This window comes from Amycolatopsis pretoriensis (genome assembly GCF_900107925.1).
Classification (GTDB): Bacteria; Actinomycetota; Actinomycetes; order Mycobacteriales; family Pseudonocardiaceae; genus Amycolatopsis; species Amycolatopsis pretoriensis.
This window is the reverse complement of record NZ_FNUJ01000001.1, coordinates 38055-51533: the sequence shown is the minus strand read 5'-3', so window position 1 is coordinate 51533 and position 13479 is coordinate 38055. Positions and strand designations below refer to the sequence as shown.

The 13479-nt window shown below is 73.3% G+C and carries 13 protein-coding genes; 10 read left to right on the top strand and 3 right to left on the bottom strand.

Going from position 1 to position 13479, the window contains the following annotated elements; genetic code table 11:
* The 3 genes from BLV96_RS00250 to BLV96_RS00240 all read left to right on the top strand — a co-directional run bounded on the left by BLV96_RS00250 (position 1) and on the right by BLV96_RS00240 (position 3720).
* Positions 1-1005 (top strand): SDR family oxidoreductase, encoded by a 1005-nt coding sequence (locus BLV96_RS00250; protein WP_086680741.1) that lies wholly within the window; start codon positions 1-3, stop codon positions 1003-1005.
* The gene (locus BLV96_RS00245) at positions 1002-2720 is read left to right on the top strand and encodes a glycoside hydrolase family 15 protein (protein ID WP_244179978.1); all 1719 of its coding nucleotides are present in this window, start codon (positions 1002-1004) and stop codon (positions 2718-2720) included. The genes BLV96_RS00250 and BLV96_RS00245 overlap by 4 nt, the downstream gene beginning before the upstream one ends.
* A 70-nt stretch (positions 2721-2790) precedes the next feature.
* On the top strand, positions 2791-3720 hold the full coding sequence (locus BLV96_RS00240; protein ID WP_086680574.1) for a sensor histidine kinase: 930 nt from the start codon (positions 2791-2793) through the stop codon (positions 3718-3720).
* A 7-nt stretch (positions 3721-3727) separates the two neighbouring features.
* Here the strand turns inward: BLV96_RS00240 and BLV96_RS00235 are convergent, their stop codons facing one another.
* The gene (locus BLV96_RS00235) at positions 3728-4363 is read right to left on the bottom strand and encodes a TetR/AcrR family transcriptional regulator (protein WP_086680572.1); all 636 of its coding nucleotides are present in this window, start codon (positions 4361-4363) and stop codon (positions 3728-3730) included.
* A gap of 140 nt (positions 4364-4503) precedes the next feature.
* On the opposite strand from BLV96_RS00235, the gene BLV96_RS00230 reads away from it, so the two are divergent.
* Positions 4504-5451, top strand: a complete 948-nt coding sequence (locus BLV96_RS00230; protein ID WP_086680570.1) for an NAD-dependent epimerase/dehydratase family protein — start codon at positions 4504-4506, stop codon at positions 5449-5451.
* A gap of 157 nt (positions 5452-5608) precedes the next feature.
* Here the strand turns inward: BLV96_RS00230 and BLV96_RS00225 are convergent, their stop codons facing one another.
* Complete coding sequence (locus tag BLV96_RS00225; RefSeq protein WP_086680568.1) at positions 5609-6025, bottom strand: STAS domain-containing protein; 417 nt, start codon at positions 6023-6025, stop codon at positions 5609-5611.
* A gap of 298 nt (positions 6026-6323) precedes the next feature.
* Here BLV96_RS00225 and BLV96_RS00220 point away from each other — a divergent pair, with 298 nt between their 5' ends.
* The 6 genes from BLV96_RS00220 (at position 6324) to BLV96_RS00195 (ending at position 12580) form a co-directional block, all read left to right on the top strand.
* Positions 6324-7880 carry an acyl-CoA synthetase gene (locus tag BLV96_RS00220; protein WP_086680566.1) on the top strand — a complete coding sequence of 519 codons (1557 nt, stop codon included), beginning with the start codon at positions 6324-6326 and terminating at the stop codon, positions 7878-7880.
* Positions 7877-8653, top strand: a complete 777-nt coding sequence (locus BLV96_RS00215) for a crotonase/enoyl-CoA hydratase family protein (RefSeq protein WP_086680564.1) — start codon at positions 7877-7879, stop codon at positions 8651-8653. Before BLV96_RS00220 ends, BLV96_RS00215 begins: the two co-directional genes overlap by 4 nt.
* Positions 8650-10527, top strand: coding sequence for an acetoacetate--CoA ligase (locus BLV96_RS00210; RefSeq protein ID WP_086680562.1), 1878 nt, complete (start codon positions 8650-8652; stop codon positions 10525-10527). Before BLV96_RS00215 ends, BLV96_RS00210 begins: the two co-directional genes overlap by 4 nt.
* Positions 10524-11411, top strand: coding sequence for a 3-hydroxyacyl-CoA dehydrogenase NAD-binding domain-containing protein (locus BLV96_RS00205; protein ID WP_086680561.1), 888 nt, complete (start codon positions 10524-10526; stop codon positions 11409-11411). The genes BLV96_RS00210 and BLV96_RS00205 overlap by 4 nt, the downstream gene beginning before the upstream one ends.
* Positions 11412-11426: 15 nt before the next feature.
* Positions 11427-12293 carry a 4-hydroxyphenyl-beta-ketoacyl-CoA hydrolase gene (couO, locus tag BLV96_RS00200; protein ID WP_086680559.1) on the top strand — a complete coding sequence of 289 codons (867 nt, stop codon included), beginning with the start codon at positions 11427-11429 and terminating at the stop codon, positions 12291-12293.
* 65 nt (positions 12294-12358) lie between these two features.
* The gene (locus BLV96_RS00195; protein ID WP_086680578.1) at positions 12359-12580 is read left to right on the top strand and encodes a DUF2188 domain-containing protein; all 222 of its coding nucleotides are present in this window, start codon (positions 12359-12361) and stop codon (positions 12578-12580) included.
* Between the two features lie 108 nt (positions 12581-12688).
* Here the strand turns inward: BLV96_RS00195 and BLV96_RS00190 are convergent, their stop codons facing one another.
* Positions 12689-13414, bottom strand: a complete 726-nt coding sequence (locus tag BLV96_RS00190) for an ATP-binding protein (protein WP_086680557.1) — start codon at positions 13412-13414, stop codon at positions 12689-12691.
* Between the last annotated feature and the right edge of the window lie 65 nt (positions 13415-13479).

Sequence of the window (13479 nt, the reverse complement as noted above, 5' to 3'; positions counted from 1 at the left end):
ATGTCCAGCAACCAAGTCGTCGTCGTAACCGGGGCCAGTGGGGGCATCGGCCGGGCCGTCGCCCGCGCCTTCGGGGCCCGGCACGCCCGCGTCGCCCTCCTGGCCCGCGGGGAAAAAGGCCTCCACGAGGCCGCCGACGACGTCACCGAAAACGGCGGTACCGCCCTCGAAATCCCCACCGACGTCGCCGACTTCGAGCAAGTCGAAGCCGCCGCCGAACGGGCCGAAAAGGAACTCGGCCCCATCGATGTCTGGGTCAACGTCGCCTTCACCTCGGTCTTCGCGCCCTTCGCCGAAATCGAGCCCGACGAGTTCCGGCGCGTCACCGAGGTCAGCTACCTCGGCTACGTCCACGGCACCATGGCCGCCCTCAAGCACATGAAACCCCGCGACCGCGGCACCATCGTCCAGGTCGGCTCAGCCCTCGCCTACCGTGGAATCCCCCTGCAGAGCGCGTACTGCGGCGCCAAACACGCCATCCAAGGCTTCAACGAGTCCCTCCGCTGCGAACTCCTGCACGAAGGCAGCCGGGTCCGGACGACCATGGTGCAGATGCCCGCCGTCAACACGCCCCAGTTCTCGTGGGTCCTCTCGAAACTCCCCGATCACGCACAACCCGTGCCGCCGATCTACCAGCCGGAAGTCGCCGCGCGGGCCGTCGTGCACGCCGCCGATCACCCGCGGCGGCGCGAATACTGGGTCGGCGGGAGCACCGTCGGCACGCTCGTCGCCAACGCCGTCGCCCCCGGGATCCTCGACCGCTACCTCGCTAAGACGGGCTACAAGTCCCAGCAGACCGGCGACGCGAAACCCGCGGACCAGCCCGCCAACCTCTGGGCCCCGGCCGACCGGACGCGGGACTTCGGCGCGCACGGCGAGTTCGACGCCCAGGCCACCCCCCGCAGTTTCCAGCTGTGGGCGAGCCGCCACCACGGCCTGCTCGCCGCCGGCGGGAGCGCCCTCGCCGCGACGGCGCTGGCGGTGTGGCGCCGAGCGCGGTCGTGACCGGCTTCGCCCCGCACGTCCTGCGGGAATACGCCCTGCTGGCCGACGGCGAGCGCGGTGCCCTCTGCGGCCCGCGCGGGGACATCGCCTGGCTCTGCGCGCCCGGCTGGTCCGACAGCGCGGTGCTGTCCTCGCTGATCGGCGGCACCGGCAGCTACACCGTGAGCCCGGCCGAAACCTGCGTCTGGGGCGGCTACTACGAGCCCGGCACGCTGATCTGGCGCAACCGCTGGGTGACGACGTCGACCGCCGTCGAGTGCCGGGACGCCCTGGCCTACCCCGGGGATCCGCACCACGTCGTGCTGCTGCGCCGGGTCGAGGCGGTCGAGCGGGACGTGCGGGTGCGCGTCCGGCTCGACCTGGCCGACGGCTTCGGCCGCCGGTCGCTGCGGGAACTGCGGCGCCACGACGACGGCACCTGGACCGGCCGCACCGGCGACCTGCGGGTGCGGTGGACCGGCGCCGGAGACGCGACGCCGAGCGAGAACGGGCTGGGCTTCGAGCTGACCGTGCCCGCCGGCGGGCACCACGACCTCGTCCTCGAAATCGGCGGCCGCCTGCCGGACCCGGTCGACGTCGAATCCGCGTGGCTCGCGACCGAAACCGCTTGGCACCGAACGGTTCCCGAGCTGAAGCAGACCGTCGCTCCCCGAGACGCGCAGCACGCGTACGCGGTCCTGCGCGGCCTGACCACCCGCGGCGGCGGCATGGTCGCCGCGGCCACCCTCGGCCTGCCGGAACGCTCGGAAGCCGGCCGCAACTACGACTACCGGTACGTCTGGCTGCGCGACCAGTGCTACGCCGGGCTAGCCGCCGCCGTCGACGAGCCGCACCCGCTGCTCGACGACGCGCTGCGGTTCAGCACGGCCCGCGTCCTCGACCACGGCGACCGGCTCCTGCCCGCCTACCGCACCGACGGCACCCCGCCACCCGACGAAACGACGTTGAAGCTGCCCGGCTACCCCGGCGGCTCGGACGTCGTCGGCAACCACGTCGCCCACCAGTTCCAGCTGGACGCCCTCGGCGAGCTGCTGCAGCTGCACGCGGCCGCGGCCCGCCACGGCCGGTTCGACGGCGACGTCCAGCGCGCCTCCGACGTCGTCGTGCGGCTGATCACCGAACGCTGGGACCAGCCGGAAGCCGGCGTCTGGGAGCTGGAAGACGACTGGTGGACGCACTCGCGGCTCGCCTGCGTCGCCGGCCTGAACGCGCTGGCGCGGGAGGTGCCCGCCCACCACGGGGCGCGGCTGTCCGGCCTCGCCGACAAGCTGCTCGCGGAGACGACGTCGCGCTGCCTCGACGCGCGCGGGTTCTGGCGGCGCGGTCCCGCGCACACCGGGACCGACTCGGCGCTGCTGCTGCCGCCGGTCCGCGGCGCCCTGCCCGCCGACGACCCGCGGACGCGCGCGACCCTGGACGCCGTCCGCGAAAACCTCACCGAAGACGGGTACGTCTACCGCTTCGCGCCCGACGAGCGGCCCCTCGGCGAAGCCGAAGGCGCGTTCCTGCTGTGCGGGTTCACGATGGCGCTGGCGTACGCGCACCAGGGCGAGCGGACCGAGGCGTTCCGCTGGTTCGAACGCAACCGCGCCGCGTGCGGGCCGCCGGGGCTGCTCGCCGAGGAGTACGACGTGCGGCAACGGCAGCTGCGGGGGAACCTGCCCCAGGCGTTCGTGCACGCCATGCTGCTCGAGGCGGCCCAGCGGCTTTCCTGACGGGTTCCCCCGGACCGGTGACGCCGATCGCGCATACTGGGAGGCGTCCTCGGTACTCGGAGGAGGCCAGTTGAGCGCGCCCGCGGATCCGTTCGTCCACCCCGCCTTGTTCTACCGCGACGACGCCGAGTACGTGGCCGGATGCGTTCCGTTCGTGTGGGCCGGGCTCGCCGCCGGCGAGCCGGTCGCCGTCGCCGTGCCGGGGCCCCACCTCGAGCTGCTGCGCCGCGAGCTCGGCGCGGACGCGGGCAAGGTCCGGCTGCTGGACATGACCGACGCCGGGCGCAACCCCGGGCGGATCATCCCGCGCGTGCTGCGGGCCTTCGCCGACGCGCACTCGGCCGGGCCGGTGCGCATCATCGGCGAGCCGATCTGGGCCGGCCGCTCGGATGTCGAATACCCGGCGTGCGTGCAGCACGAGGCACTGATCAACCACGCGTTCACCGGCCGGGACGTGACGATCCTGTGTCCCTACGACGTCTCGCGGCTCGACCCGGCCGCGCTGGCCGACGCCGAGGCCACCCACCCGGTCCTGATCGACGGCGCCGGCCGCCGCCCCAGCACGGCGTACGCCCCCGACGACGTGCTGACCCGCTACAACCGGCCGCTGCCGCCGGGGCCGGCGGCGGACCGGGTGGTGGAGCTGGCGGACACGACGGACCTCGCGGCGGCCCGGGCCCTGGCCCACGTGCACGCGGCGGCCGGTGGGCTGGACGCCGACCAGGTCGCCGACGTCGAGGTGGTCGTGACGGAGCTGCTGTCCAACTGCGTCGAACACGGCGGTGGCACGGGCACGGTCCGGCTGTGGAACGAGGACGGCGAGTTCGTCTGCGAGGTCGAGGACAGCGGCACCCTGGCCGATCCGCTGGCCGGCCGCCACCCGGCGCCGCCCGAGCAGCCCCGGGGCCGCGGGCTGCTGCTGGTCAACTACCTGGCCGACCTGGTCCGCCTGCACACCGGCGACCACGGCACGACGTTCCGCGCGTACTTCCGCGCCTGAGAGCGGCTCAGGGCAGGCCGGCCAGGCCGGCCAGCAGGGCCATGTGGTGCTCGAAGTACTCCGCGCGGGCCTGGATCATGTCGTCGAGGCGGTGGAAGACCTCGAAGTTGACCTGGCCGAACAGGTGCGTCCAGGCGAGCAGCACCCGGTCCAGGCGCTCTTCCGGCAGTTCTCCCGCCTGCTCGTCGACCAGGCGGCGCAGGTCGGCGCGGACCGGGGCCGGCGGCGGCGGGCCGGCCGGGGCCTCCGGCGCCTCGGCGACGATGGCCGCCAGCAGCAGGATGACCTTCGACGCCGGGGCCACGGTGTCCGGCGGCGCCGCGTAGCCGGGGACCGGGTCGCCGTAGAGCAGGCCGTACTCGGCCGGGTGCGCGAGCGCCCACGACCGGACCGCGTGGCAGGCCGCCAGCCACCGGCCGCGCAGGTCGTCGCGCGGGAGCGCCGCTTCGGCTTCGGCCGCCGCGTCGCCCAGTGCGTCGTAGGCGTCGATGATCAACGCCGTCAGCAGCGCGTCGCGGCTCGGGAAGTACCGGTACAGCGCGGAAGCGACGATTCCCAGGTCGCGGGCCACGGCGCGCAGGGACAGGTTCGCGCCCTCCTCGGCGAGACGCCGGCGGGCGACTTCCTTGATCTCCTGGTGCATCTCCGAGCGGACCCTGGCACGCAGCGACGAGGCGGACACGGCCCCAGTGTCGCACAGGCGAGAACACTGTTCTTGACTTGGCGAGCCCGCTGCTCGTACGGTGTTCTTGTTCGAGAACAGTGTTCTCTCCTGGGGGTTCCATGGCTCTGCACGTCATCGTCGGCGCCGGTCCGGTCGGTTCGGCCACCGCGCGCCTGCTCGCCGCCCGCGGCGACGAAGTCCGCTTGCTCAGCCGGCGCGGTGGCGGCCCGGCTGTCGAAGGCGTCGAGCTCGTGGCGGCGGACGCGACCGACGCCGCCACGCTCGCGCGGCACACGGCCGGGGCGGCCGCGCTGTACAGCTGCGCGGGACCGGCGTACCACCGCTGGTCGACCGACTGGCCGCCACTGGGCGCGGCGCTCCTGCACGCGGCCGAGGCGAGCGGCGCGGTGCTCGTCACGACCGGGAACCTGTACGCCTACGGCGCGGTCGACGGCCCGATGACCGAGCAGCTCCCCCCGCGCCCGAACTCGGTCAAGGGCGAGGTCCGGGCCAGGCTCTGGGCCGACGCGCTGGCGGCCCACGAGGCCGGCCGGATCCGCACGGCCGAGGTCCGCGGCTCGGACTACCTCGGCGCGAACGCGTTGTCGGCGTTCACGGCGCTGGTCTTGCCGAAGGTCCTGGCGGGCAAGCGCGCGGCGGCCCCGGCCGACCTCGACGCGCCGCACAGCTGGACCTACGTCGGCGACGTAGCTCGCACGCTGGTGGCGGTCGCGGCGGACGAGGGCGCATGGGGCCGGCCGTGGCACGCGCCGACCCCGCCGCCGATGTCGGTGCGAGCCTTGGCGACGCGGGCGGCGGAGCTGGCGGGAGCCCCGGCGGCCCGCGTGACGACGATGCCGCGGATCGCGTTGCGGCTGGCGGGAGTGTTCAACGTGACGGCGCGCGAGATGCCGGAAGTCGAGTACCAGCTGCGCGGGCCGTTCGTGCTGGATTCCTCGGCGGCGACGGCGAGGTTCGGCATCGAGCCGACCTCGACCGACGACGCCCTGCGCGAGACGATCGAAAGCTTGCGCGAAGTGGCCGGCGAAAGCGCCGCGACACGATGACGGCCAGGATCGACCACCCCGCGGCGGCGAGCGGCCCGGAACCTTCGAACGCCGGCCAAGCGGAGTGAGCCGACTCCGGTCCGCGCACTGATCCGCCCCCGAGGTGGTGCGGCGTGTGCGGCGAGCCGCCAAGTCGGCCGAGTGCTGCGCCCGCCCGCTAGTTCGGGATCTCCGTCGCCCGCTCCCAGCCCGCCGGCAGCGGGCTCAGGTTCAGCGCGTGGTCGAGGCCGCTGCCGGCCAGGGCGCGCCGGACGACGCGGTTCTCGCCGGTGACGATCCGGAGGGTGGTGTTCTCGCGGACCGTCCGCACGTGGATGTCCGCGAGCACGGAAAGCCCGGCCGAGTCCAGGAAGTCGACCTCGGAGAGGTCGAGCACCAGCGTCGGGAACCGCCGGTGCGCCCAGGTGGCGAGGACCGAGCCGAGCTCGGCGGCGCTGTCCTCGTCGAGCGCGCCGCTGATCCGGACCATCACCGCGCCGAAGTACGGCCGGATGACCTTGATGGCGGAGGAACTGCGTTCCACACGGGGAGACGGCACGGGGATCGCCGTCGCGGGGTGCTGCACGACCAACATTGTGTACGCCTTCACTAGCGGATGGCGGTTCGAGCGGTGTCCACTGCCCGCTCGAACGCCGGCAAGTCTGGGGGAGGGCGGCTGCTCCTGAACCGCACCTACGCAGCCTAGTACTTGATCCAAACGGCGCAACCCCGCCAACGGCCGAACCGACGGTGAACGACTGTCGGCCGAAAGCACGTCTTCCCGGCGTAGGCACCAAAAAACCCGCTTCCGGACGGCCCACCCTTGACAGCCCGCGCGGGTGACGGTCATGCTCGTGAGTATCTCAGGGTTCCTGACATAGGAGGTGCGCGGCATGACCCACGGCCCGGCCGGCTTCGGCCTCGGCAGCTGGCCCGCGCGCCGGGCCCGGATCTCCCCCGGGCGCACCGCGCTCGTCCAGCCCGGCCGCACGCGCACCTACGCCGGGCTCGCCGAGCGCGTCGAACGGCTGGCCGGCGCGTTCACCCGGCTCGGCGTGCGGCCGGGCGACCGCGTCGCCTACCTCGGCGTCAACGACGTCACCGTCTTCGAAACGCTCTTCGCGACCGCCCGCCTGGGCGCGCTCTTCGTGCCGCTCAACTACCGCCTCTCCCCCACCGAAATCCGCTACATGCTCGAAGACAGCGGTGCTTCGGTGCTGGTGCACAGCCCGGACACCGACGAGCTGGTGGCCGGTCCGCTGCCGGAGACGCTCCGGCACGTCGTCGCGACGGACCCGGCGTCGTGCCCGGCGGGCGGGCTGGACTACGAAGCCGAACTCGCCGCCGCCGGGGACCCGCCGGTCACCGGCGTGCGGCTGGACGACCCGTGCCTGCTGCTCTACACCTCGGGCACCACGGGCCGGCCGAAGGCGGCGGTCCTCACCCACGGGAACCTCACCTGGAACACCGTCAACCAGCTCGCCCACCTCGACGTCCTGGGCACCGACCGGGCGCTGTGCATCGCGCCACTGTTCCACTGCGTCGGGCTGGGCCAGATCACGCTGCCGACCCTGTTCAAGGGCGGCAGCGTGGAACCGGTGGCGAAGTTCGACCCCGGCACGATCCTCGGCCGGATCGGCGAGGCCGGCATCACGAGCTTTTCCGCCGTCCCGACGATGCTGGAACTGCTGTGCCGCCACGAAGACTGGGACCGCACGGACCTGAGCTCGCTGACGTGCGTGCTCTACGGCGGTTCGCCGGTCGCCGAGCGCGTCGCCCGCGCGTGGCTCGACCGCGGCGTGAAACTCCTTCAGGGCTACGGCATGACCGAGGCCTCGCCGGGTGTCTCGATGGCCACCCACGAGGGCACGCTCGACCACCCGGTCGCCGCGGGGGTGCCGCACTTCTTCACCGACGTCGCCGCTCTCGGCCCCGGCCTCACCCCCGAGCCGGTCTCCGGGACACCGGCGGAGCTGCTCGTGCGCGGCCCGCACGTCTTCGGCGGTTACTGGAACCGGCCGGAAGAATCGAAGGCGAGCTTCGTCGACGGCGACTGGTTCCGCACCGGCGACGTCGTCAAGGTCGACGACGACGGCTGGGCCCACGTCGTCGACCGCGTCAAGGACCTGATCATCTCCGGCGGCGAGAACGTCTACCCGGCCGAGATCGAGGCCGTCGCGGTCCGGCTCGACGCGGTCGGCGACTGCGCCGTCGTGGGCGTGGCCGACGAGCGCTGGGGCGAGGTCGGCGCCGCCTTCGTCGTCCGCCGCGCCGGCGCCGAACTCGACGAAGCCACCTTCCGCGCCCACCTCGAACTGCACCTCGCCCGCTACAAGGTCCCGAAGTACATCCGGTTCACCGATGCCCTGCCCCGCAACGCCACCGGCAAGATCCGCCGCGTCGAACTCCGCGCGCGGGCCGCCGAAGCCCTCCCGAACGGACCCGCATGACCACCGCTTTCCTGCCCCCGTCCCTGCGTCTCGAACTGCACGACGACATCGCCGTGCTGCGGCTCGCGCGGCCCGAGAAGCGCAACGCCCTCGACGACGCCACCGTGCTGGGCCTCGAAGCGTTCTTCGGCGCCCCGCCCCGCGGGGTCAAGGCGGTCGTGCTCGACGCCGTGGGCGAGCACTTCTCCGCCGGGCTCGACCTGTCCGAGCTGACCGAGCGCGACACGTTCGAAGGCCTGGAGCACTCGATGATGTGGCACCGCGCCTTCGAGCGGCTCGAACGCGGGCGCGTCCCGGTCGTCGCCGTGCTGCGGGGCGCGGTCATCGGCGGCGGCCTGGAACTGGCGGCGGCCGCGCACATCCGCGTCGCCGAGCCGTCGGCGTTCTACGCGCTGCCCGAAGGTCAGCGCGGCCTGTTCGTCGGCGGCGGCGCGTCGGTGCGGCTGCCGCGGCTGATCGGCGCGCACCGGGTGGCCGACATGATGCTCACCGGCCGCGTCCTCGACGCCGGCGAAGGCCACGCCGCCGGGCTGTCGCACTACCTCGTCGACGACGGCTCCGCGCACGCGCTCGGCCTGGCCCGCAAGATCGCCGCGAACTCCCCGGTCACGAACTTCGCCGTGCTGCAGGCGCTTCCCCGCATCGCCGAGGCCAACCCGGCCGAGGGCTACCTGCTGGAGGCGCTGATGGCCGCCGTCGCGGGCGGCAGCCCCGAGGCCAAGGAACGGATGCAGGCGTTCCTCGACAAGCGCGCCGGGAAGGTCGGCCGATGACCGAAATCGACCGGTACCTGGCGTGGCTGGCCGAGCGCGGCCACCCCTTCGACGGCTACTCGGCGCTGCACCGCTGGTCGGTGACCGACCTCGACGGCTTCTGGGCGTCGATCAAGGACTTCTTCGGCGTCCGCTTCCACTCCCCGGCGAGCGCGGTCGTCCCGGACCGGCGGATGCCGGGCACCGAGTGGTTCCCCGGCGCGACCCTCAACTACGCCGAGCACGCCCTCGGCGGCCCCGCCGGCGACGTCGCCGTGATCGCCTACTCGCAGACGCGCGACCGCACCGAACTGACCTGGGGCGAGCTGCGCGACCAGGTCGCCCGCGCTCGCGCGGGCCTGATGAGGCTCGGCGTCGGGCGTGGCGACCGCGTTGTGGCGTACCTGCCGAACCTCCCCGAAACCGTGGTCGCCTACCTGGCCGTCGCGAGCCTCGGGGCGATCTGGGCCTCCTGCGCGCCGGAGTTCGGCGCCCGCTCGGTCGTCGACCGGTTCGGCCAGATCGAACCGCGGGTGCTGCTGACCGTGGCCGGCTACCGCTACGGCACCAAGGACGTCGACCGCCGCGCCGAGGTGGCCGAGATCCGCGCGGGCCTGCCGACCGTCGAGCACGTCGTCCACGTCCCCTACGGCGGCCACGACCTCCCGGACACGCTCGCCTGGAACGACCTGCTCACCGAAAGCGCACCCGGGTTCGAGCCGGTCGGCTTCGCGCACCCGCTGTGCGTGCTGTTCTCCTCGGGCACCACCGGCAAGCCGAAGGCGATCGTGCACGGCCACGGCGGGATCCTCCTCGAACACCTCAAGAACCACGCCCTCAGCTGGGACCTGCGCCCCGGCGACCGGATCCTGTGGTTCTCCACCACCGCCTGGATGATGTGGAACGCGCTGGTCTCGGGGCTGCTCACCGGCGCGTCGATCGTGCTGGTCGACGGCAACCCGCTGCACCCCGACCTCGCGTGGCAGTGGCGCCTGGCCGCCGAGACCCGCGCGACGCTGATGGGCGCGAGCCCGGGTTTCCTGATGGCGTGCCGGAAAGCGGGCCTCGACCCGGCCGCGTCCCACGACCTGAGCGCGCTGCGGCAGCTCGGCGCGGCCGGCAGCCCGCTGCCCGCCGAGGGCTACCACTGGGTGCACGAGCGATTCCCGGGCGTCCTGCTCAACGTCGGCAGCGGCGGCACCGACGTCTGCAGCGGGATCGTCCAGGGCGGCCCGCTGCAGCCGGTCGTCGCCGGGGAGATCTCCGGGCCCTGCCTCGGGGTCGACGCCAAGGCGTTCGACGAGCACGGCGCGCAAGTCGTCGGCGAACTGGGCGAACTCGTGATCACCGCGCCGATGCCGTCCATGCCGGTCGGGTTCTGGGGCGACGACACCGGTGCGCGCTACCGCGACACGTACTTCGGCACCTACCCCGGTGTCTGGCGCCACGGCGACTGGATCCGGTTCTCCCCCGAAGGCAGCTGCGTCATCGCCGGGCGCTCGGACGCCACCCTGAACCGCGGTGGCGTCCGGCTCGGCACCGCCGAGTTCTACGCCGTCGTGGAGGAGCTGCCGGAGGTCGACGACTCGCTCGTCGTGCACCTGGAAGACCCGGCGGGCGGCAACGGCGACCTCCGCCTCTACGTCGTGCTCCGGGACGCCGTCCTGGACGCGCCGCTGCGGGCGAAGATCGCTTCGGCGTTGAAGAGCGCGCTGTCGCCGCGGCACGTGCCGGACACGATCACCGCCGTCCCGGTGATCCCCCGCAACCGCACCGGGAAGAAACTGGAGCTGCCCGTGAAGAAACTCCTGCTCGGCGCCCGGGCCGGCGACGTCGTCGGCGCCGACGTCCTGGCCGATCCCACCGCGCTGGACCACTTCGGGGCACGCGCGTGACCACGGTCGCGGTCGTCGGCACCGGCGTGATCGGCGCGAGCTGGACACGGCTCTTCCTCGCGAACGGCCTCGACGTCGTCGCCACCGATCCGGCACCCGGTGCCGAGGAACGCTTGCGAAGTGCGCTTGAGGACCCGGATCGGCTGCGGTTCGTCGCCGACCCCGGCGAAGCGGCCTCGGTCGCGGACTTCGTCCAGGAGAACGGACCCGAGCGCGAGGACGTCAAGCACGCGCTGTTCGCCGTCCTCGACGAGGCCGCGCGGCCGGACGTGGTGCTGGCGAGCAGCTCGTCCGGGCTGCTGCCGAGCGCCATCGCGCGCGGCTGCCCGCGCCACCCCGAGCGGGTCGTCGTCGGGCACCCCTTCAACCCGCCGCACCTGATCCCGCTGGTCGAGGTCGTCCCCGGCCGCGACACCGCGCCCGGGGTCGTCGACCGGGCCGTGGCGTTCTACACCTCGATCGGGAAACGCCCGATCCGGCTGGCGCGCGAGGTGCCCGGCCACGTCGCGAACCGGCTGCAGGCCGCGCTGTGGCAGGAGGCGTACTCGCTGGTGGAACGCGGCATCGCGACCGTCGCGGACATCGACACCGCGATCGCCAACGGGCCCGGTCTGCGCTGGGCGGTGCTCGGCCCGTTCGTCAACCAGCACCTCTCCGGCGGCGCGGGCGGGCTCGCGCACGTCCTCGCGCACCTCGGGCCGCCGACGGAAGAGTGGTGGCGCGACCTCGGCCGCGTCCACCTGACCCCGGAGCTGGCCGACACGCTCGTCGCCGGCGTCGACGCCGAACTGGCCGCCACCGACGACCGATCCCTCGCCGCCGCCCGCGACGCCGTCCTGCACCAGCTGCTGGCCGCCAAGGCCGCGCAGCCCGACCTGCCCTGAGCACCGGAGATTCCCGTGGACCTTTCCGCACTGACCGCCATCGACGTCCACACCCACGTCGAACAGGACGGGCACGGCTGCTTCGCCCTCGACCAGGAGCTGCTGGACGCCTCGGCGAAGTACTTCCGCGCCGACCAGGACCGCACGCCGACGGTGGCCTCGATCGCCGAGCACTACCGCGCGCGGAACATGGCGGCCGTCGTCTTCACGGTCGAGGCGCCGGCCGCGACCGGGCACCCCGCGCTGTCGAGCGAGGAGATCGCCGACGCGGCGGCCGAGCACGCCGACGTGCTCATCCCGTTCGGCTCCGTCGACCCGCACGCCGGGAAGGCCGCCGTGCACCGCGCGCGGCGCCTGGTCACCGAGCACGGCGTCCGGGGCTTCAAGTTCCACCCGAGCCTGCAGGCGTTCGAGCCTCATGATGTGCGCTACTACCCGCTGTACGAGGCGATCGCCGAACTGGGGGTGCCGGCGCTGTTCCACACCGGGCAGACCGGGATCGGCGCGGGCCTGCCGGGCGGGCACGGCATCAAGCTGCGCTACTCGAACCCGATGCTGCTCGACGACGTCGCCGCCGACTTCCCGGAGCTGACGATCATCCTGGCCCACCCGTCGGTGCCGTGGCAGGACGAGGCGATCTCGGTCGCGACGCACAAGGCTAACGTGTACATCGACCTCTCCGGCTGGTCGCCGAAGTACTTCCCGCCCCAGCTGGTCCGCGCGGCCAACTCGCTGCTGAAGCGCAAGGTGCTGTTCGGCTCGGACTTCCCGGTCATCACCCCGGACCGCTGGCTCGCCGACTTCGCCGCCCTCGATCTGAAGGACGAGGTGCGCCCGCTGATCCTGAAGGAGAACGCCGTCCGGGTACTCGGCCTGGGCTGAACGTTTGTCCGGTCCGTCCCCGGGCACCCGGCAGGTCTGGCGGATTGCGGACGGAGGCGGACGTCGTGGCCGAAGGTGACGTGCACACCTACTTCGAGGACGGGCTGTGGAAGAACCGCGTCGAAGGCGGCAGCCGGGCGTCCAACACCTCGCCCCGCCGGACCGACGCGGTGCTGGCGGGCCGGCTGATCGCGAAGAAGCGGCGGGTCGGGCACGTGGTCCACACGCCCGAGGGGGACGTCGAGACCGAGCGCGACTTCCGGCCGCGGGTGAAACGTCCACAGTAGACGGAAGGCCGGCCCCGCCCGGCGAAGGCTGGGGGTTACCTGCGAGCGGGAGCCGGTACTCGTTACAACGCAGGGGAAACGGCGGTGTTCCCCGACGTGACGCGGGCCTCAGCGACGGGCCAGCACGGCCCACACCGTCTTGCCGCCGGAGCGGCGCCGGCTGCTCCCCCACGTCGTCGCGACCTTGGCGACCATCCGCAGGCCTAGTCCCGTCTCGGTGAGGTCCAGCCCTTCGCGGACGACGGCGGGGCGCGAGCTTCCGTCGGCCACCTCGACGGCCAGCCGCCCGCGACGCAGCTCCAACCGCAGCCGGGGCACCGAATCCGTGTGCCGCAACGCGTTTTCGACGAGTTCGGTCGCGATCAGCTCGGCGTCCTCGGCCAGTTCGGGCACCCGCCACTCGGCGCACGTGCCCCGGACGAACTCGCGGGCGCACGCGGACGTGCGGGAGGACCGGACCAGGACCCGCCGGGCCCGTTTCCGCGCGGGGCGGCTCAGCGCGGCTCGGGCCGCGGCGACGTCGGCGTAGACGGGCACGCGCTGGCCGGCCAGCACCGCCCGCTGCTCGGCCCGCGCGGTCACGAGAGCGAAGGGGACGGCGGGCCAGTCGCCGACGCGCAACGCGACCAGCGCGAACACCCGCAGCAGCTCCGGGTCGCGCAGGGCGAGGCGCTCGACGTCGACGAGCACGGTGTCCTGGGAGTCGGCGACGAGCTCGAGCAGGCTGTCGCGCAGCCGCGGATAGGTGGTCCGGTCGAGGACGCCGAGAACGGATGCGGTGACGGCCGAGCGCGCCGGGGAAACCAGCCACACGGAATTGTGCCGGACGAGCACCGGGGACCTCCTCCTGGTGAGTACAGAACCGGATATCCGGTCCCGGAGCGCTCAAACGGCCGGTT